Below are 20,177 nucleotides of genomic sequence, written 5' to 3' on the forward strand. Positions count from 1 at the left end.
CACAGGTTCTCCTAGAAGGAGGCCTGTTTTTTTTCTTCTAAAACCTTTTGGACGTGCATATGTTAAATCAGGGCAAGTCCGAGGGGGTAGAGATTGTGTATGGGATGATTGGGGAACTTGTGACGCTATTACTAATGGCGTTTGCACTAGGAATGGATGCCTTTTCTGTTGGTCTCGGAATGGGCATGTTCAAGCTAAGGCTGCGGCAAATTTTTAAAATTGGGATTACGATTGGGTTATTCCATGTGTGGATGCCGCTTGTAGGTATGCTGGCAGGGAAATTTTTATCCGATAAATTTGGAACCTTTGCATCGGTTGTCGGCGGGTTGCTGCTAATTGTGCTAGGGGTGCAAATGATATGGTCAAGCCTCAGGAAAGGTGAAGAGTCAGTGATGACACCGGTGGGATTCGGGTTATTAATCTTCGCCACGAGTGTGAGCCTTGATAGTTTTTCGCTCGGGCTTACGTTAGGGATATATGGAGCAAAAACCATTTTGGTTATTATTTGCTTTGGGGTTGTGGCAACGATTTTAACATGGGCGGGCTTGCTCCTTGGAAGAAAGGCACAAGGCTGGATTGGCTCCTATAGTGAAGCGCTTGGAGGAAGTATTCTGCTCGCATTTGGCATCAAGTTACTATATCCTTTTTTATAAAACCTTTCAATAAAACAGTGAAAGGTTTTTTCATTGGTCTTGGAGAAATGATAGTATAGATACATAAATGAAAAGGAGGGCATGCCGCATGAAGCGCATTTTGTTTGTTTGTACAGGTAATACTTGCAGGAGCCCTATGGCCGAAGCAATTTTAAAAAGTAAAAAGATTGAAGGACTTGAAGTGAAGTCTGCGGGAATTTATGCTGCAACGGGAAGTGAGGCATCTGCTCATGCAAAAAAAGTCCTGGAAGCTAATCATATCGAGCATAATCATTTATCCAATATGCTAACTTTAGAATCTGTTCATTGGGCGGACTTGGTCTTAACCATGACAGGGTCCCACAAGAATGCGATTCTACAACAATATCCCGCAACAGCGGGTAAGGTTTTCACCCTCAAGGAGTTTACGGGTGAGAAATACGATGTTGACGTAGTGGACCCGTTTGGCGGAACTGTAGCTATCTACGAAGAGACCTACCAGGAGCTCGAAAAATTAATAACTAAAGCAATCGAAAAATTGTAGAGCTCTCAGTGTTGAGGGCTTTATATTTTTTTATGGGTATGTCAATATTAAGGAAGGATTAATAGGGAGGTTTTAAATATGAAAGTAGCATTAGCGTCAGATCATGGCGGGGTTAATATTCGCAGGGAAATCGCTAGTTTAATGGATGAGCTTGGGATTGAGTACCAAGACTTCGGCTGTGAGTGTGAAGGGTCTGTAGACTATCCAGATTATGCATTACCGGTAGCTGAAAAGGTAGCAAGCGGTGAGTTTGATAGAGGGATTTTAATTTGTGGCACAGGGATTGGGATGAGTATTGCTGCAAATAAGGTGAAGGGAATCCGTTGTGCGCTTGTGCACGATACATTTAGTGCAAAGGCAACACGTGCCCACAATGATACCAATATGCTTACAATGGGGGAGCGTGTCATTGGCCCTGGTCTTGCACGTGATATTGCAAAAATATGGCTGACAGAAGAATTTGAGGGCGGCCGCCATGCCACCCGCGTTGGAAAAATCAGCGAATATGAGCAGAAGTAGGTTGAGACGATGATTCAAGTATGGGAAAAAGAACTTGAAACCATTCTGATTGAATTTCAAAACCAGGCATCCTTAAAGCCGGGGCAGCTGTTTGTAGTTGGCTGCAGTACAAGTGAGGTAATCGGCGAGAAAATCGGAACAGCCGGTACAAGTGAAGTGGCTGAGATGATTTTCCGTCAATTAAGTGGATTTGCGAGGGATTCAGGAGTTGCTTTGGCATTTCAATGCTGTGAGCATTTAAATCGAGCATTGGTCATCGAACGTTCGGAAGCGTTTAAACGGGGGTTAGAAGAAGTATCGGTTGTTCCCGTTCGAACTGCTGGCGGGGCAATGGCAACCTATGCATTTGAAAAATTTTCGGATGGCGTTGTCGTTGAATTTTTAAAAGCAGACGCGGGCATCGATATTGGCCAGACCTTCATTGGCATGCACTTGAAACATGTTGCTGTACCTATAAGGGTAACGCAGAAAAAAGTAGGACATGCACATGTAACATTGGCGAAAACGCGGCCGAAATTAATTGGCGGAGCAAGAGCTGTGTATGAAAAAACGCCGGGGAACTCCAGCTGTAGCTGAATTAAATATACGAACATTTAGTTATATTTTTAATATAACGTTCGTGTATAGATTGTTTTCTTTATCATTTTAATAGTGTAAAATAAAAAAAGTGGGGATTTTACGAATCCCCATTTCTCTTTTAGGGAGAAACGTGCTATTATATAGAGGGAATTTTCAAAAAGTTAAATCAGGTTCATACATACAGGGGGGATTACCATGAAGCATTTGTCTAATCAGGACAAGCAGGTATTTGAAGCGATTCAACAGGAATTAGGACGCCAGCGCGGAAAAATCGAATTAATTGCCTCAGAAAACTTTGTAAGTGAAGCGGTAATGGAAGCACAGGGCTCAGTGTTAACCAACAAATATGCAGAAGGCTATCCAGGCCGCCGTTATTATGGCGGTTGTGAATACGTGGACGTTGTCGAAGATCTTGCGCGCAATCGTGCGAAAGAGATCTTTGGTGCTGAATATGTAAACGTACAGCCACACTCTGGCGCACAGGCAAACATGGCCGTTTACTTTACGGTCCTTGAACAAGGCGACACAGTGCTTGGTATGAACCTTTCACACGGCGGTCACTTAACACACGGAAGCCCAGTAAACTTTAGTGGTGTTCAATATAATTTTGTTGAATATGGTGTTGATGAAACGACTCATCGCATTAATTATGATGATGTTCTAGCGAAAGCACGTGAGCACAAGCCTAAGATGATTGTTGCTGGTGCGAGTGCATACCCACGTGAAATCGATTTTGCTAAGTTCCGTGAAATCGCAGATGAAGTTGGCGCTTATTTAATGGTCGATATGGCTCATATTGCCGGTCTAGTGGCTGCTGGACTTCATCAAAATCCAGTTCCATATGCTGATTTTGTAACAACTACTACACACAAAACACTACGCGGACCTCGCGGCGGAATGATTCTTTGTAAAGAAGAATGGGGCAAAAAGATTGATAAATCGATCTTCCCTGGAATTCAAGGCGGTCCATTAATGCATGTCATCTCTGCAAAAGCGGTAGCATTTGGAGAAGTTCTTCAAGATAGCTTTAAAGAGTATGCAGGTCAGATTATTGCGAATGCACAGCGTTTAGCGGAAGGCTTACAAAAAGAAGGAATCAGACTTGTTTCAGGCGGTACAGACAACCACTTGCTGCTTTTAGATATGCAGACTCTTGGTTTAACCGGTAAGGTTGCTGAAAAGGTTCTTGATGAAGTCGGAATCACTGTTAATAAAAATACAATTCCATTTGACCCGCAAAGCCCATTTGTAACAAGCGGTATCCGTATTGGTACAGCTGCTGTTACCAGCCGTGGCTTCGGTTTAGAAGAAATGGATGAAATCGCGTCAATTATTGCATTTACCTTGAAAAATCATGAAGACGAAGCGAAGCTTAAAGAGGCAGCTGCTCGTGTTGAAGCTTTAACAGGTAAATTCACGCTTTATCCTGAATATTAAACATCTGTGAAATCGACTCGAAAAGGGTCGATTTCTTTTTGGTCTCTAGTTGCTACTTGCATCGTTTTTCTGTAAAATGAGACGGAGTTAAATTTTAATAAAGGGGCGATCATTGTGGCAAAGGTATACGTCTTCGACCATCCACTTATTCAGCACAAACTTACATACATTCGTGATAAACATACAGGAACAAAAGAGTTCCGTGAATTAGTAGACGAAGTCGCAACACTCATGGCATTTGAAATCACAAGAGATATGTCGCTTGAAGATATCGAAATTGAAACGCCAGTCTGCCCGGCGAAATCAAAGGTATTATCTGGTAAGAAAATTGGAATAGTACCGATTTTACGCGCAGGGATTGGTATGGTTGATGGAATCCTGAAATTGATTCCGGCTGCGAAAGTAGGACATGTCGGTTTATACCGTGACCCGGAAACATTAATGCCAGTCGAATACTACATCAAGCTGCCAAGTGATGTGGAAGAGCGTGAATTCATCGTTGTTGACCCAATGCTCGCAACAGGTGGTTCAGCGAACGTAGCCATCGATAGTTTGAAAAAGCGCGGGGCGAAAAATATTAAATTTATGTGCTTGATCGCAGCACCAGAAGGCGTGGAAGCTGTTAAGGCTGCGCACCCAGATGTGGATATCTACATTGCTGCATTAGATGAGAAATTGAATGATCATGGCTACATCGTACCAGGTCTTGGGGATGCTGGGGATCGATTGTTTGGAACGAAATAGGGGTTATTTGAGGCTGAGTAGACTGGATGTCTGCTCAGTTTTTTTTGTTTCTTGTTATTTGGAGAGGTCTTGAGGACAAATTGAGGGAGGGGAAAGAGAGATTCGTCTTCAATAAGAGGTCTTGAGGACAAATCTGGTGAGGAAGAAGAGAGATTTGTCTTCAATAAGAGGTCTTGAGGACAAATTGAGGGAAGGGAAAGAGGGATTTGTCTTCAATAGGAGGTCTTGAGGACAAAACCAGCGAGGGGAAAGAGAGATTTGTCTTCAATAGAGGGTCTTGAGGACAAAACCAGCGAGGGTGAAGAGAGATTTGTCTTCAATAGGAGGTCTTGAGGACAAAACTTGGGAGGAGGAAGAGAGAATTGTCTTCAATAAGGGGGCTTGAGGACAAAACCAGCGAGGGGAAAGAGAGATTTGCCTACAAAAGAGGTAACCTGAATGGAAACAACCCTTCCCTCCACCCACAAAAAACGCGGCACCCAACAAAAACCTGCATACTTTCCCCACGAAATGAAAACGATATGAAAAAAGGGGAATTTTTTATATGAAAAAATGGACACTTTTACTCGTACTTGTTTTCTCCCTCCAAACAACAACTTCTGCTCGTTCACTTGAGATGCCTCCGATTCCGAAAGAACGGATTGCCATTGTGGTTCTTGACCAGCCTCAAACTCCACAGGATATCCAGCAACTGATCAAACCCTTTAAAGACATCCAGTTAAGGCATGTTTTTCAAGAAGCAATTAATGGTTTTTCCGTAGAAGGAAACCCTGAATCGATAGAAAAATTAGCACAAAACAGTAAGCAAATCATCAGCGTTTCCCCAGTGAACCAGTATAAGGCTCAACTGGAGGAAGGGGTTAAGATTATCGGCGGCGAGGAGATTCGCGGCCTCTTTGATAAAAATAACCGCCGCTTGACGGGTAAAGGGGTAACCGTTGGAGTGATTGATACGGGGGTCGATTACACTCATCCTGATTTAAAAAGAAATTTTGCGGGCGGACGTGATCTCGTTGATAACGATGCTGATCCAATGGAAACGAAAACCTTGGGAAGAGCGACCGTTCATGGTACTCACGTTGCTGGGATTATAGCTGCGAATGGAAAGTTAAAGGGAGTAGCGCCGGACGCCAAAATTCTTGCTTATCGTGCGCTTGGTCCTGGCGGCGGAGGCACTACCGAGAACGTGCTTGCTGCCATCGAGCAGGCGATCAAGGATAAGGTTGATATCATGAACCTCTCGCTTGGAAATGATATCAACGGTCCAGACCTGCCCATCAGTCTTGCGTTGAACAGTGCTGTCGATAAAGGAATCGTTGCAATTGCGGCCTCAGGGAATTCTGGGCCAAATGTTTGGAGTGTGGGATCGCCAGGAACAGCGTCGAAGGCAATATCCGTTGGGGCTTCAACCCCAACAATAGAGGTGCCTTATTTATTAATAGAAGGAATCCGGGATAGATTACGTATTCAACCGCTAGAGGGGTCGGCTGGTTGGAGCCTAGACCGTACCTACCCGATTGTAGACGGCGGTCTCGGAACCAAGGAAGATTTGAAAGATGTTATGGGTAAAATAGTGCTCCTCAAAAGAGGAAAAATAACATTTTCTGAGAAGGCAAAAAATGCGCGTGAGGCTGGCGCCAAGGCAGTGATTATCTACAATAACTTAAGCGGCGGCTTTATGGGGAATCTCGAAGAGCCGATGGACATCCCGGTAGGTTCCCTTCCGAAGAAAGAAGGGGAGCTGTTAAAAAGTAAAACGAATTCGTTGGTGAAAGTCGAAGTGGCGGAAGAAAAGGATTTGCTTGCTGACTTCAGTTCGAGGGGGCCGGTAACAGACACATGGGAGGTAAAGCCTGATATAGTTGCACCTGGTGTCGCGATTAACTCGACCATTCCTGGCGGCTATCTATCACTGCAGGGGACAAGTATGGCAGCACCGCATGTAGCGGGGGCCTGTGCATTGATTAAACAGGCACACCCAGAATGGACACCGGACCAAATTAAGGCAGCCTTAATGAATACAGCCAAGCCGTTAGCTAAAAACGGAAAACCATATCGGACGTATGAACAAGGGGCAGGAAGAATTCAAGTCAATGAGGCGGTGAAAGCAACTTCACTTGTCAGTCCAAGTTCACTGCGATTCGGAAAATTTGAGAGTGAAGGGGATAATCACAAAGCTTTTTTACATGTGGAGAACCTGAGTGATAAATCCGTGCGTTATACCTTCGATATCCCTAAGCAGGCAGACGGATTGAAATGGCGTTTCCCGCTTGCCTTTACACTCAAGCCAGGAGAAACAAGAGATGTAAAGCTAGAATTAGAAGTCAATCCTCCAGAGTTGAAAGGCAAAATTCATGATGGATATCTTACCATCCATGCTGGTTCCAATCCGATTCATATTCCCTATATCTATGTTCTTGAAGAACCGAATTACCCGAGAGTAATGGGGTTTGACTTTAAGGACGGTGACCGGCAGGGGACCTATCGGTATGAAGTATACCTCCCTGGCGGTGCAGAGGAGTTTGGGATTGCTCTTTTCAATCCGGATGATTTTCGATTTGTTGGCTTCTTAGATACCGAACAGAATGTAAAAAAGGGAATGGTCAGCAGGGATATAACAGAAGAAAACCTTCCTCCTGATGGAATCTATCTCGCGAAAGTCTTCGCCAAAAAGGCGGGGAAAGAAGATTTTATTGAAACAATGCTCGTAATTGGAGAGGTAGTTAAATAGGACAAACAGGGGTGGGACATATTGGACCACTCCTTGTCAAATTTGTTCACAAAATAGACACAATTACGTCATTAAATTAAAGTGTAATTACACTACAATAATAGTGTTAACAAAAACATCCAGATGGAAGAAATTACTCTGCATAGTTTGTGGGCAATTTCACGTAAATCCATTGACATTGGAAAATGGCTGAGGTATGCTAACAAAGGATGTAAAATGAGAGGGTTTTCACGTAAATCGACAGAATTCTCAACAATTTTTATCTATCTTCCTTTTATACATAAGCCTCGATTTCAGTATTCTCTTATAGCGAGGATGCGATAATATGCGTAATGAAAACCGCAATCCATTTAAAGCTTATGCCCTAATGTCAGCTATCCTGGCATCCCTGGTTGGATCGATTCTAATCGGGATTTTTGCAGGCAGATGGCTCGATAAACAGTGGGGTACAGAACCAATTTTCTTAATAATTGGACTGTTTATAGGTTTAGCGGCTGGGACTTACTCAATGCTCGTTTCAATTCGCAAGTTCTATTCAGGAGATTAAACCAACCATGCCAGAATTTCAAACAATGTTTGCCCGACAGCGAAAGTGGATGTTTTTTTTATTGTCTTTTTATGTGCTTGGCTGGGGGTTCACTGCGCATCAATCAATCTTTCTTGGATTGATTCTTGGGACAAGTTTGAGCCTCTTTAATTTGTGGCTGATGGCACGTAAAATTGACAGCTTTGGACAGGCGGCGGCTGAAGGAAGACGTGTTCGTTCACTTGGATCTTTTTCTCGATTGGCAACCGGTGCACTTGCGATTGTCATCACAATGAGGTACCCTGAGCAGTTTCACCTCATTAGTGTAGTTATAGGATTAATGACATCCTACATTGTCATTATGATAGATTTTTTTACGCACAATTTCTTTTTAGATAAATAGCGGGGGAAGCGAGGTGAATACTGTTGCATCACGAAGCTCCAATAGTAACGTTTCTTGGGCTCCAATTTAACCTGGCGAACATTTTGATGATCACCATAGCAAGTGCGATTGTCTTTTTGTTAGCCGTCCTATCTACTCGTAGACTGGCCATGAAACCGACCGGAATGCAAAACTTTATGGAATGGGTCATGGATTTTGTTAAAAACATTATTAACAGTACGATGGATTGGAAAGATGGCGGGCGATTCCACATTCTCGGAATTACCATCATCATGTATATCTTTGTATCCAATATGCTGGGACTTCCATTCTCAATTGTTGTAGACGGAGTTCTTTGGTGGAAATCTCCAACAGCAGATCCGGCTGTAACCTTGACGTTAGCCACATTGATAGTGGGATTATCTCACTACTACGGTGTCAAGATGAAAGGCGCAGGAGCATATGGAAGGGAATTCTTTAAACCATTCTGGTTCATGTTCCCGATTAAAATTATTGAAGAGTTTGCAAATACTCTGACTCTCGGTCTCCGTCTTTACGGAAACATTTATGCGGGGGAAATTTTATTAAGCTTACTCGCAGCTGGTTTAGCAACCGGTGTGGGCGGAACACTCGCCGCTGCACTGCCAATGCTGGTATGGCAAGGCTTCTCAGTCTTTGTCGGTGCCATCCAATCATTTATTTTCTGTATGTTAACAATGGTGTACTTAGCTCACAAAGTGAGCAGCGACCATTAAGATAAACCGTTCTTTTTATAAGGACAAAAAATAAGAATTCATTTTTTCATACATTAAAGGAGGAAATTTTCAAATGGGTCTTTTAGCAGCAGCAATCGCAATTGGTTTAGCAGCACTAGGTGCTGGTATCGGTAACGGTCTTATCGTATCAAAAACTGTAGAGGGTATCGCTCGTCAACCAGAAGCTCGCGGTATGCTTCAAACTACAATGTTCATCGGGGTTGCGTTAGTTGAGGCGATTCCTATCATCGCGGTTGTTATCGCGTTCATGGTTCAAGGTCAATAATCGAGCACTTTTTAGAGTGTTCATATAAATGGCGAAGATCATTCGTGAGAACCTTCGCCATTCGTTTATGTTCATTGATGTGCATAAACGATTGATTTAGACAATTATTTCGACTGATATATAGGTTGTTTTAAGGAAAGACCTTGAAGGGAGTGAATCGCAGGTGTTAACAAATAGTTTTGTATTAGGAGCAGCAGCAGCCCATTCTGGTGTAAACTGGGGAGATATTATTTTCCAACTTTTCATGTTTATCATTTTAATGGTATTGCTGAAAATATTTGCTTGGGGTCCTTTAATGGGCATTATGAAACAGCGTGAAGATCATGTAGCTGGAGAGATTTCAGCAGCAGAACAAAGTCGCGTTGAAGCAAAGAAACTATTAGAAGAGCAGCGTTCTCTTTTAAAAGAAGCTCGTTCAGAAGCACAAGGTTTAATTGAAAATGCGAAAAAGCAAGGCGATATTCAGCGTGAAGAAATCATTGCTGTAGCTCGTACTGAAGCAGAACGCATTAAAGAATCTGCGAAGCTTGAAATTGAGCAGCAGAAAGAAAAAGCGGTTGCCGCTATTCGTGAACAAGTTGCTTCCTTGTCTGTATTAATTGCTTCTAAAGTAATTGAAAAAGAACTGAATGCAGCAGACCAAGATAAACTGATTAACGAATATATTCAAGAGGCAGGAGAAAAGCGATGAGCAACTCCATGGTAGCAAAACGCTACGCGTTGGCTCTTTTTCAAATCGCAAAAGAACAGCAGCTTCTTGAAGTAGTAGAAGAAGAACTTCGTGTAGTAAAGGAAGTTATGGTCTACAATGCTGATGTTAAGGCAGTTTTAAATTCTTCAAAACTTACAACTGATAAGAAAAAAGGGATTTTAACAGCAGCTTTTTCAACAGTTAATCCATATGTACTGAATACACTATTGATCTTGATTGATCGCCATCGTGAGGACGAGATCATTGAAGTAGCTAACCAATTCTTTGAACTGGCAAATGAAGAAAAGGGAGTAGCGAATGCTGAAGTATACAGCACACGTGAGCTTACAGAAGCCGAACGTGAAGCAATCTCTGCAACATTTGCAGCAAAGATTGGCAAGAAATCACTAAGAATTGAAAACATCGTGGATTCCGAATTGCTCGGCGGCATTAAGCTCCGAATCGGAAACCGTATATACGACGGCTCTTTGCGCGGAAAGCTAGACCGTTTAGAACGTAAATTGTTAAGCTAAGATTCGTAAGAATAGGGGTGAAACTCATGAGCATCAAAGCTGAAGAAATTAGTGCCCTGATAAAACAGCAAATCGAAAATTATCAGGCTGAAATTCAAGTGAGTGATGTAGGTACAGTTATCTCTGTTGGTGACGGTATCGCACGTGTTCATGGCCTCGACAATGTCATGGCTGGAGAACTTGTTGAATTTTCAAACGGCGTTATGGGTATGGCTCAAAACCTTGAGGCAAATAACGTTGGTATTATCATTCTTGGACCTTTCACTGACATTAAAGAAGGTGACGAGGTTCGTCGTACAGGACGCATCATGGAGGTTCCAGTAGGTGAGGAACTAATTGGTCGTGTTGTAAACTCTCTAGGACAACCAGTTGATGGTATGGGTCCAATCAATACAACAAAAACTCGCCCGATTGAAGCAGTAGCTTCAGGCGTTATGGCTCGTAAATCCGTTCATGAGCCATTACAAACAGGTATTAAAGCGATTGACGCGCTTGTGCCAATCGGCCGTGGTCAACGTGAGTTAATCATCGGTGACCGTCAAACAGGTAAAACATCCGTTGCAATCGATACAATCTTGAACCAAAAAGGTCAAGACATGATTTGTATCTACGTTGCAATCGGTCAAAAGGAATCAACAGTACGTGGTGCCGTTGAGACCCTTCGTAAGCATGGTGCGTTAGAGTACTCAATCGTTGTAACAGCATCTGCTTCACAACCAGCTCCATTGTTATTCTTAGCTCCTTATGCTGGGGTTGCAATGGGTGAAGAATTCATGTATAACGGCAAGCATGTTCTTATCGTATATGATGATCTATCAAAACAAGCGGCTGCATACCGTGAGCTTTCCCTATTACTTCGCCGTCCTCCAGGTCGTGAAGCATATCCAGGGGATGTATTCTACTTGCACAGCCGTCTACTTGAGCGTGCAGCGAAATTGAACGACACATTAGGTGCTGGTTCAATCACGGCATTGCCATTTATCGAAACACAAGCAGGTGACGTTTCTGCTTATATCCCAACAAACGTTATCTCCATCACAGATGGACAAATTTTCTTACAATCAGACCTATTCTTCTCCGGTGTACGTCCAGCGATCAACGCAGGTCTTTCCGTTTCTCGTGTAGGAGGATCCGCACAAATCAAGGCGATGAAGAAGGTAGCAGGTACACTGCGTCTTGACCTTGCTTCATACCGTGAGCTAGAAGCATTTGCACAGTTCGGTTCTGACCTTGATAAAGCTACACAAGCGAAGCTTAACCGCGGTGCCCGCACCGTTGAAGTTCTTAAACAAGATCTTCACAAGCCGCTTTCTGTTGAAAAGCAAGTTGCAATCCTTTATGCATTAACACGCGGATTCCTAGATGATATTCCTTTAGAAGACATCCGTCGTTTTGAATCAGAATACCTTAACTGGTTAGACCACAACCGCAAAGACTTGTTAGACCATATTGTGAAGACGAAAGATCTTCCTTCTGATGACGATATGGCTGCTGCACTTAACGCTTTCAAAAAGACGTTTGCAGTTTCCGAATAAGTAGGGTCTGACATTTAGTAACGGGTAAGGGTTGGTGAAGGAATGATGAAGGGGTAACAGGCACTAGAAACCGTGCATGTGACCCTTAGCCATTCCCTTGACCTCCACCAAACCCAAACACAATCTTTGTAAGAGGGTGGTGAGAACCTATGGCATCATTACGCGATATAAAAAATAGTATTAATTCGACAAAAAAGATGAGTCAGATTACAAAGGCAATGGAGATGACTTCCGCTGCGAAATGGAACCGTGGAGTGATGAATGCAAAGGCATTTGTTCCTTACATGGAGAAAATTCAGGAAGTGACGGTCGCTGTCGCAATGGGCAGCAATGGAATTAATCATCCAATGCTTCAATCTAGACCTGTCAAGAAAACTGGATATATTGTTATGACATCCGATCGTGGTCTTGCTGGTGCTTTTAACAGTAACGTAATCCGTCGTGTGTTTCAAACAATCCAAAGCCGCCACAAATCGAAAGAGGAATATTCGATTATTGCAATCGGTCGTGTAGCCCGCGACTTTTTTGTGAAACGTGGTATCAATGTCGATCTCGAAATTATCGGGGTATCCGATCAACCGAGCTTCGAAAGCGTGAAAGACATTACTAGCAGTACTGTAGGTATGTTCTCCGATGGAACCTTCGATGAACTTTACTTATATTACACGCATTATAAAAGTGCCATTACGCAAGAAGTAACCGAGAAGAAGCTTCTTCCACTAACGGATCTTTCAACTTCTTCAAAACTTACATCTTATGAATTTGAGCCATCTGCAGAAGAAATTTTAGACGTTCTCCTGCCTCAATATGCTGAGAGCTTAATTTACGGTGCTCTTTTAGACAGTAAAGCGAGTGAACATGCAGCCCGGATGACGGCGATGAGAAATGCTACTGATAATGCGAAAGAAATGATCAAAAATTATTCACTCATCTACAACCGTGCACGTCAAGCAGCGATTACACAAGAAATTGCGGAAATCGTCGGCGGAGCGGCAGCACTAGAGTAGTATTCTTTAAAAATAACCCCTGTTTGGGGGCCTTGATACGTCCTGGCAGAGGGAATGAGTACATCGTTCCCAACTACATATCAGGATGATAACTAGTAAAGTGTGATTCATATCGTTCTTTTTTAATAGAAGGATGTGAAAAAGTAAGATAGGAGGGAAAAAAATGAACAAAGGACGCGTTCTTCAGATTTTGGGTCCGGTTATTGACGTTAAGTTCGAAAACGGTCAGCTTCCTGAGATTTATAACGCTTTACGTATCGATTACAAAGCGCAGAATCAATCAGAAGTTGATATTAACTTAACCCTAGAAGTAGCCCTTCATTTAGGTGATGATACGGTTCGTACAATTGCAATGGCTTCCACTGATGGTGTAATGCGCGGAATGGATGTTGTTGATACAGGAGCTCCAATTTCTGTACCAGTTGGGAACGTAACACTTGGACGTGTATTCAACGTACTAGGTGAAGTAATTGACCTTAAAGAGGAAATTCCAGCGAGTGAGCGCCATGATTCGATTCACCGCGAAGCTCCAACATTTGAAAATCTTTCTACTGAAGTAGAAATTCTTGAAACAGGGATTAAAGTAGTAGACCTACTTGCTCCATATATTAAGGGTGGTAAGATCGGTCTATTCGGTGGTGCCGGTGTAGGTAAAACCGTATTAATCCAGGAATTAATCAATAACATCGCGCAAGAGCACAGCGGTATTTCGGTATTCGCTGGTGTTGGTGAGCGTACACGTGAAGGTAATGACCTTTATCACGAAATGACAGATTCAGGCGTTATCAAGCAAACTGCGATGGTATTCGGACAAATGAACGAGCCGCCAGGAGCACGTATGCGTGTTGCTTTGACTGGTTTGACAATGGCTGAATATTTCCGTGATGAGCAAGGACAGGACGTTCTTTTCTTCATGGATAACATTTTCCGTTTCACACAAGCAGGTTCGGAAGTTTCTGCGCTATTAGGCCGTATGCCTTCTGCCGTAGGTTACCAGCCAACGCTTGCTACTGAAATGGGTAAATTACAGGAACGTATTACATCTACAAATAAAGGTTCTGTAACTTCTATTCAAGCGATTTATGTACCTGCCGATGACTATACAGATCCGGCTCCAGCTACAACATTCGCTCACTTAGATGCAACAACGAACCTTGAGCGTAAGCTTTCTGAGATGGGTATCTACCCTGCGGTGGATCCACTTGCATCAACTTCTCGTGCATTGTCACCTGAAATCGTTGGTGAAGAGCACTATAATGTTGCTCGTCAAGTACAATCAACCTTACAACGTTACCGTGAATTACAGGATATCATTGCAATCCTAGGTATGGATGAGCTTTCTGATGATGATAAGCTAGTGGTACTTCGTGCACGTCGTATCCAAAACTTCTTATCACAGAACTTCCACGTTTCTGAACAGTTTACTGGACAGCCAGGATCTTATGTACCTGTAAAAGAAACGGTTCGTGGTTTCAAAGAAGTCCTTGAAGGTAAGTATGACCACCTTCCAGAAGATGCATTCCGCTTAGTTGGACGTATTGAAGACGTAGTGGAAAATGCAAAACGCATGGGTGTAGAGGCCTAAAGCCTGTCAGGAGGGTAAAAAATGAAGACGATTAAAGTCAGTGTTGTTACTCCCGATGGCCCGGTGTATGAGTCAGATGTGGAAATGGTTAGTACCAAGGCTCAAAGTGGTGAACTAGGTATTTTACCTGGACATATTCCTATGGTTGCTCCGCTTGCAATTGGGGTTGTACGCCTCAAGAAGTCAGGTGGCAAAGAACCGGATCTTGTTGCTGTGAGCGGCGGCTTCTTAGAAGTACGTCCTGACAAAGTAACGATCCTAGCCCAAGCCGCTGAAAAAGCAGAGGATATCGACGTTGAACGTGCACTACGAGCAAAAGAACGTGCTGAACAGCGTATGCGAGATCAGAAAGCGGAACATACCGATTTCCGCCGTGCTGAACTAGCTCTGCAACGTGCCGTCAACCGTTTAACGGTTACAGGAAAACAATAATAAATATCAAACAAAACCCCTGTTGGTCTGTTGGACTGCAGGGGTTTTTTTGTTGTATGCATAACTAGGTGCTTAATGGAAAATAGTAAGTATTGGAAGGCTTTTTTCCAAATTATAGCTGAGCCTGCTTGAGGGTGAATACCATGTATACGGAAAAAATAAGTGGACTCCAACTTTTTTATTTAATGACTGGTTATGTATTAGGGACTGCAATGATCTTAGGGTTAGGCTTAGATGCAAAGCAGGATGCATGGATTTTTATATTAGTTGGTATGACAAGCAGTTTATTTCTTATGGCCGTTTATACGCAATTAGCTGTTTACTATCCTGGAGACTCACTGGTTGAAATACTTCCTAAGGTGATCGGAAAGTTTCTCGCGTATCCGGTCATTTTATTGTATATTTCCCATTTTACCTATTCTGCCGCGAGAGCTAGCAGGGAATTAGGCGACCTTATTGTTACGACAATTTTATCTGAAACTCCTATTTTTGTTGTGATTGCAAGTTTCATGGTGCTGATGATTTATTGCTTGCGGGGGGGAGTGGAAACATTTGCCCGAATGGCGGAAATTGTGTTTCCTATTTATATTTTTTCTCTCATTCTTATTTGGATTCTACTCTTAAGCGTAGATCAATTTAGTATCAAAAATCTCACGCCTATTATGGGAATGGGGATCATGCCGGTTTTGAAAACGGCCATTCCTAATGCGATTAATTTTCCGTTTGGTGAAACCTTGGCTATTATGATGTTATTTCCATATTTGAGCAATAAAAAGAATACAAGAAGAATTGGATTATCAATGATTTTAATCGGTGGTATCTTACTAACGATTAACTCGATTATGATGATTTCTGTATTAGGGCCAGAATTTTATAGCAGGGATATTTTTTCTCTCCTAGCGGCTACGCAAATGGTTTCGGTAGCTGATTTTCTCGAGCGTTTTGATGCACTTGTTATTTTAATGATGGTGGCTGGAGTGTTTTTCAAGGTAGGGGTGTTTACTTTTGCTGCAGCTGTCGGCATTTCTCAATTACTGAGGTTAAAACAGTATCGATCCGTTCTTCTTGGATTAGGGACGATTATCCCAGCGCTGTCACTCGTATCTGCCTCTAGTTATGTGGAACATATCGAGTTTGGATTTAAATTTTATGTTCCCTACGTACTTACAATCTTACAAATCATTTTGCCTATTCTTTTCCTGTGTATTGCTTTTATTCGAAAAAAATTAAGTTAACTAAAGGCTCATTTTATGATAGGTGGTGCTGCCAATGAAACTTTTTCGGCAGATAAAACGATTAACTGCTAAAACAAAAGCTTTTATGTGGGAGGGAAGCGTTCAAGATCAGGGTAACAGTGAGGGATTAACGGGCAGCCTGGAGAATGACTTTCACCGGATCAAACAGCTTTTTGAAGGGGCAGCTGATTTTTCCTATCGAGAAATGAAGATTAACCAAATGAACTCGGTGGTCATCTTATACCTTAATGGGTTAGTCAGTATTGAAAGATTGGAAATACATGTCTTTCATCCATTAGTAACGGCTAACGAAAAATTACCGCAGCATGTAGATATCAACATAGATGACTTGAAAGGGATTCTTAGTTCTGCACAAGTCAGTCAAGGGGCGACCTTCCGAGAGGTCATTGATCAAATTTTAGCAGGTGGAACGGTTGTGCTCATGAATGGCTCTAAACAAGCACTTTTCATTAGCGAGCAGTCATGGGAGCAGCGCTCGGTTGATGAACCCGTTTCGGAAGCTGTCGTCCTAGGCCCGAGAGAAGGCTTTACTGAAAATATCCGAACAAATGGAAGTATGATTCGCAGACGGTTAAAAACGACGAAACTAAAGTTTGAATATATGAAGCTTGGAAGCATTTCTCAAACGGAAGTGATGATAACCTATCTGGAGGATATTGCCGAGACTTCAATCGTAGAGGAAGTTCGGAGCCGATTAAAACGAATTGAGATTGACGCCATTGAGGATAGCGGCTACATTGTCGAATTTATCGAAGACCAGCCCTTTTCACTGTTCCCTCAGGTGCTGCAGACGGAACGGCCGGATCGAGTGGTTGGAAATCTTCTCGAAGGAAAAGTCGGGATATTGGTGGCCAACAGCCCATTTGCCCTAATTGTTCCGGTTACTTTTTTCGAAATGATGAATTCACCTGAGGACTATTATGGAAGGTTTATCATGACTTCATTTATTCGGTTTATCCGCTATTTATTTTTAGCGGTTGCTCTATTGTTTCCAGCCATTTATATTGCGGTGACCACTTTCCACCATGAATTACTTCCAACGAATCTGATATTTAGTGTCGCGGCCTCAAGGGAAAAGGTGCCGTTTCCAGCGGTGATAGAAGCGTTGTTAATGGAAATAACTTTTGAGGCGCTGCGAGAAGCAGGACTCAGGCTGCCGAGACCGATTGGGTCAACCGTCAGTATTGTCGGTGCATTGGTGGTAGGGCAGGCAGCGGTTGAGGCTGGTATTGTTTCTGCTCCATTGGTCATTGTCGTTGCAACGACTGGGATTGCTTCATTTATGTTTCCGAGTTACGCCTTAACTGGAGCGATTCGCCTCCTTCGCTTTTTTTTGATTTTTTTAGCGGCAACGCTGGGATTTTACGGTATCCTGCTGGGGATTTTCTTTATACTGGTTCACCTCGTGCAACTTCGGTCATTTGGTGTGCCGTATATGTCTCCAGTCGCTCCCTTTCATTTTAACAATCTTAAGGATATATTTATTCGGGTTCCATGGTGGATGATTAGTGAACGTCCAAATGAAACAGGAAAAAGGAATTTGAAGCGGTTAAACCCTCGGAATCGAAAATATTAGTTCGCTTTTAAAGGCTCTTTTCTTCATCTTTACTCCTTTTTAGAAAAATTAATAAGAAAAGAGCCAGCAAACCCCATTCTAAAGCACAAAATAGATATTTCCACGTTAAAATCGGCTTTAAGATTTTAACAACATTATATGAGGAAAAAGCCTTTTAACAGGACAGGATGGTCATAATGAAAGTGATAAAATTGCTTTTAATTTGGGGAATTACACCGATTTTTCTATCAGGTTGTTGGAACCGGGTTGAAATAAACGATATTGCCATTGTGACAGCCATTGGCTTAGACCTTGTCGAGGAAGATAAAATTCGCTTAACCCTTCAAGTGGCCGTTCCCTCAAAATTAGTAACCGGAGGCACAGGCGGCACAGGCGGAAAAAGTACCCTTATGATTTCGGAAACGGGTGCAACAGTTTCTGAAGCATACCGTAATATTCAAGGTAAGCTGCCAAGAAAGATATTTTTTTCACAAAGCCGTATTCTCTTGGTTGGCGAGGATTTAGCTAAAAAGGGAGTTTTTCATATTGTCGATTTCCATACAAGGTACTCAGAGCCCCGAATTAACAGTTTTATTATGTTTACGAAGGGGGAAGCCTCGAAAATCATCAGTAGTATGCCGCATTTCGAGAATATTTCAGCGGAGGAAACGAGAGAGCTTGCCAAGATGGGCGTGGGGATAAAAGTGTATGTCAGGGATTTTATGAATATGCTTCTGACAGAGGGACTAGAACCATTTGCCTCTCAGTTTACCTTAGAGCCATTAGAGGTTTATACAAAAAATAAATCAGGGAAGACGCAGGCATTAAATGGAATTGCTGTGTTTAAAGGGGACAAGCTCGCAGGCTGGATGGAAGAGGATGAAACCCGAGGACTTTTATGGCTTCGTAATGAAATGAAAGAAGGTGTAATTAGTATTAAAATCCCTCATGACCAAGATGGGGGTAACATTAGTATGGAGATCGTGCGTGCAGAAACAAAAATTGTTCCCATCCTAAAAGGAGGGAAAATAAAACTGGACGTAAATGTGGTCACAGAATTGAATGTAATCGAAAATGACTCAAAGTTAAATCTCTTCGAAACAAAGGCAATCGAGGAGATCCAAAAATATGCGGAGGAGAAAATCAGAAAAAAGGTTGAGCTGGTCATAGATAAGGCACAAAAGGAGTTCGGTTCAGACATCCTTGGCTTTGGACAAGCGATCTATAAGAAATATCCAAAAGGTTGGAATACAGATTATAAAGAGAACTGGGAAAAGGAATTTCCTCAAACTAAGGTGACGATCCATTCTAAAGCCTTAATAAGAAGAATCGGTTTAGTTAAATGACAAAGAGGAGTGAAAAATGCTTAAGATATTTTTGATGATTCTCATTTTCGGGGTAATTTTTGCATGGGAAATTCCACAGTTAGTACGAAAAGGGGAAAAGAAAGAATTAGCGGTGTTTTCATTTCTTGCTTTAATCGGATTGGCCTTAAGTATTTTGATGGTGGTACGGTCTTTTATTTAGTTGATGTTTTATAAATCAAACCCCTGTTGGTCGGTGGACTGGCTAGGGGTTTTAACCTTTTCTAGTATGTTTGCATTAGGTTCGATTATTGACATAGACGTATTATGATGTTATATGTGCATTGTGGGGAAAAATTTGGGGGGATAAAAGGTGAAGTTAGTAATTTTTGATATGGATGGATTGTTGTTTGATACGGAATGGCCATCGTTTCAAGCCTTGCAGGAAGCGGTAGAGAAGAGAGGCTTTACATTTACGTTAGAGAACTATAAACAGTTAATCGGGCTGCCGCACGGTAAGTCACGGGAAGTAATGCAGCAAATGTATGAAGGGAAACTTCCATATGAAGAAATCATTATTGATTATCGTAAGCGGTTTAAGGAAATTATAGCGAACGATGGTGTTGGTATAAAGCGGGGAGCCATAAAACTACTAGATGCCCTTGATCAGCGGGGCTTGAAGAAATGCATTGCTTCCTCCAGTACACGGGAAACAATTATTTCATACTTGAAGCTGACTCGCCTTGAAGATCGCTTTGATTTTTATATTAGTGGGAATGAAGTGAAAAATGGTAAGCCTCATCCGGATATCTTTTTAGAGGCGTGTAAAATTGCCGGAGAGCCGGTGGAGTCTGCTTTAGTGTTAGAGGACTCATTAAATGGGTTGAAAGCAGCGTGTGCGGCAGAGATTCGTTGTATATTGGTACCTGATTTGATTGAACCTACGGAGGAAATGAAGGAAAAAGCATATAAAATTATTGAAGATTTAGAAAAAGTGATAGAGATATTAGAGTAGCCCTTATTTAAAATAGGGGTTTTTTTTATGGTTTTGTCGGACTTTGTCGGGAAAAAGTAATTAACTGAATTTTTAAAAGTATTTGACTTGTTAGATAAGCCAGTTTATACTACAAATAAGACATCATAT

23 protein-coding genes are annotated in these 20,177 nt (G+C 42.2%); all 23 read left to right on the plus strand.

Annotated elements, in window-relative coordinates; all coding sequences use genetic code 11:
- The first annotated feature begins 95 nt into the window (after window positions 1–95).
- The 23 genes from BANA01_RS20940 (at window position 96) to BANA01_RS21045 (ending at window position 20,048) form a co-directional block, all read left to right on the plus strand.
- Entirely contained in the window at window positions 96–653 is a 558-nt protein-coding gene (locus BANA01_RS20940; RefSeq protein WP_157411843.1) for a manganese efflux pump MntP, read from the plus strand.
- An 88-nt stretch (window positions 654–741) separates the two neighbouring features.
- Entirely contained in the window at window positions 742–1,176 is a 435-nt protein-coding gene (locus BANA01_RS20945) for a low molecular weight protein arginine phosphatase (protein WP_063254587.1), read from the plus strand.
- A gap of 78 nt (window positions 1,177–1,254) precedes the next feature.
- Entirely contained in the window at window positions 1,255–1,695 is a 441-nt protein-coding gene (rpiB, locus tag BANA01_RS20950; protein WP_063254588.1) for a ribose 5-phosphate isomerase B, read from the plus strand.
- A 9-nt stretch (window positions 1,696–1,704) separates the two neighbouring features.
- Window positions 1,705–2,271, plus strand: coding sequence for a TIGR01440 family protein (locus BANA01_RS20955; protein WP_063254589.1), 567 nt, complete (start codon window positions 1,705–1,707; stop codon window positions 2,269–2,271).
- 198 nt (window positions 2,272–2,469) lie between these two features.
- The gene (gene glyA, locus BANA01_RS20960; RefSeq protein WP_063254590.1) at window positions 2,470–3,711 is read left to right on the plus strand and encodes a serine hydroxymethyltransferase; all 1,242 of its coding nucleotides are present in this window, start codon (window positions 2,470–2,472) and stop codon (window positions 3,709–3,711) included.
- 114 nt (window positions 3,712–3,825) lie between these two features.
- Complete coding sequence (gene upp, locus BANA01_RS20965; RefSeq protein WP_063254591.1) at window positions 3,826–4,455, plus strand: uracil phosphoribosyltransferase; 630 nt, start codon at window positions 3,826–3,828, stop codon at window positions 4,453–4,455.
- A gap of 329 nt (window positions 4,456–4,784) precedes the next feature.
- Window positions 4,785–5,003 (plus strand): hypothetical protein, encoded by a 219-nt coding sequence (locus tag BANA01_RS20970; protein WP_157411844.1) that lies wholly within the window; start codon window positions 4,785–4,787, stop codon window positions 5,001–5,003.
- Window positions 5,000–7,186: a S8 family serine peptidase gene (locus tag BANA01_RS20975; protein WP_063254593.1), complete on the plus strand. Its 2,187-nt coding sequence runs from the start codon at window positions 5,000–5,002 to the stop codon at window positions 7,184–7,186. Before BANA01_RS20970 ends, BANA01_RS20975 begins: the two co-directional genes overlap by 4 nt.
- Before the next feature lie 325 nt (window positions 7,187–7,511).
- The gene (locus tag BANA01_RS20980) at window positions 7,512–7,733 is read left to right on the plus strand and encodes an AtpZ/AtpI family protein (protein ID WP_063254594.1); all 222 of its coding nucleotides are present in this window, start codon (window positions 7,512–7,514) and stop codon (window positions 7,731–7,733) included.
- 7 nt (window positions 7,734–7,740) lie between these two features.
- Window positions 7,741–8,115 carry an ATP synthase subunit I gene (locus BANA01_RS20985; RefSeq protein ID WP_063254595.1) on the plus strand — a complete coding sequence of 125 codons (375 nt, stop codon included), beginning with the start codon at window positions 7,741–7,743 and terminating at the stop codon, window positions 8,113–8,115.
- Window positions 8,116–8,138: 23 nt separating this feature from the next.
- Window positions 8,139–8,849 (plus strand): F0F1 ATP synthase subunit A, encoded by a 711-nt coding sequence (gene atpB / locus BANA01_RS20990; RefSeq protein ID WP_063254596.1) that lies wholly within the window; start codon window positions 8,139–8,141, stop codon window positions 8,847–8,849.
- Window positions 8,850–8,922: 73 nt separating this feature from the next.
- A complete protein-coding gene (gene atpE, locus BANA01_RS20995; protein WP_053368380.1) occupies window positions 8,923–9,135 on the plus strand; it encodes a F0F1 ATP synthase subunit C in 213 nt (70 codons plus the stop codon).
- 163 nt (window positions 9,136–9,298) lie between these two features.
- Window positions 9,299–9,826, plus strand: coding sequence for a F0F1 ATP synthase subunit B (locus BANA01_RS21000; protein WP_063254597.1), 528 nt, complete (start codon window positions 9,299–9,301; stop codon window positions 9,824–9,826).
- On the plus strand, window positions 9,823–10,359 hold the full coding sequence (locus tag BANA01_RS21005) for a F0F1 ATP synthase subunit delta (RefSeq protein WP_063254598.1): 537 nt from the start codon (window positions 9,823–9,825) through the stop codon (window positions 10,357–10,359). Before BANA01_RS21000 ends, BANA01_RS21005 begins: the two co-directional genes overlap by 4 nt.
- A 26-nt stretch (window positions 10,360–10,385) precedes the next feature.
- On the plus strand, window positions 10,386–11,894 hold the full coding sequence (gene atpA / locus BANA01_RS21010; RefSeq protein WP_063254599.1) for a F0F1 ATP synthase subunit alpha: 1,509 nt from the start codon (window positions 10,386–10,388) through the stop codon (window positions 11,892–11,894).
- A gap of 149 nt (window positions 11,895–12,043) precedes the next feature.
- Window positions 12,044–12,901, plus strand: coding sequence for an ATP synthase F1 subunit gamma (atpG, locus tag BANA01_RS21015; protein WP_063254600.1), 858 nt, complete (start codon window positions 12,044–12,046; stop codon window positions 12,899–12,901).
- 163 nt (window positions 12,902–13,064) lie between these two features.
- Window positions 13,065–14,486, plus strand: a complete 1,422-nt coding sequence (atpD, locus tag BANA01_RS21020; RefSeq protein WP_063254601.1) for a F0F1 ATP synthase subunit beta — start codon at window positions 13,065–13,067, stop codon at window positions 14,484–14,486.
- 21 nt (window positions 14,487–14,507) lie between these two features.
- Window positions 14,508–14,918, plus strand: coding sequence for a F0F1 ATP synthase subunit epsilon (locus BANA01_RS21025; RefSeq protein WP_063254602.1), 411 nt, complete (start codon window positions 14,508–14,510; stop codon window positions 14,916–14,918).
- Between the two features lie 143 nt (window positions 14,919–15,061).
- Window positions 15,062–16,153: a GerAB/ArcD/ProY family transporter gene (locus BANA01_RS21030; RefSeq protein WP_063254603.1), complete on the plus strand. Its 1,092-nt coding sequence runs from the start codon at window positions 15,062–15,064 to the stop codon at window positions 16,151–16,153.
- Window positions 16,154–16,187: 34 nt separating this feature from the next.
- Entirely contained in the window at window positions 16,188–17,750 is a 1,563-nt protein-coding gene (locus BANA01_RS21035) for a spore germination protein (RefSeq protein WP_063254604.1), read from the plus strand.
- Between the two features lie 176 nt (window positions 17,751–17,926).
- Window positions 17,927–19,075 (plus strand): Ger(x)C family spore germination protein, encoded by a 1,149-nt coding sequence (locus BANA01_RS21040; RefSeq protein ID WP_063254605.1) that lies wholly within the window; start codon window positions 17,927–17,929, stop codon window positions 19,073–19,075.
- A 16-nt stretch (window positions 19,076–19,091) separates the two neighbouring features.
- On the plus strand, window positions 19,092–19,256 hold the full coding sequence (locus BANA01_RS30010; protein WP_169803731.1) for a hypothetical protein: 165 nt from the start codon (window positions 19,092–19,094) through the stop codon (window positions 19,254–19,256).
- A 150-nt stretch (window positions 19,257–19,406) separates the two neighbouring features.
- Complete coding sequence (locus BANA01_RS21045) at window positions 19,407–20,048, plus strand: HAD family hydrolase (RefSeq protein WP_063254606.1); 642 nt, start codon at window positions 19,407–19,409, stop codon at window positions 20,046–20,048.
- The last annotated feature ends 129 nt before the right edge of the window (window positions 20,049–20,177 follow it).

It is taken from the genome of Neobacillus niacini NBRC 15566 (assembly GCF_001591505.1).
Lineage (GTDB): Bacteria > Bacillota > Bacilli > Bacillales > Cytobacillaceae > Neobacillus > Neobacillus niacini.